Consider the following 231-nt stretch of genomic DNA (forward strand, 5'->3'; position numbering starts at 1 on the left):
GCCGCCAGCAGCGAGAAGGGCGAGCCGGCGCGCACCACCGAATACGGGGTCGGTGCGGGCATCAACGTCAGCAGCAAGCTCGTCACGGGCGGCGGGCACGCGGTCAAGCTGCCGTTCATCGACGTCTCGGAGATCGGCGCGGGCGGCGGGAGTCTGGTGCGGATCGACGCGGGCGGCCTCGTCAAGGTCGGCCCGGATTCGGCGGGCTCGGTGCCCGGGCCCGTGTGCTAC

At 73.2% G+C, this 231-nt stretch carries 1 protein-coding gene; it reads left to right on the forward strand.

Annotated features, from left to right (window positions below; genetic code table 11):
* The coding region (locus tag SB753_RS42105) for a hydantoinase/oxoprolinase family protein (protein ID WP_410805829.1) at positions 1-231 on the forward strand (231 nt) is incomplete at both ends.

Origin of the sequence: Paraburkholderia sp. SIMBA_053 (assembly GCF_046534895.1) — a bacterium.
Lineage (GTDB): Bacteria > Pseudomonadota > Gammaproteobacteria > Burkholderiales > Burkholderiaceae > Paraburkholderia > Paraburkholderia caledonica.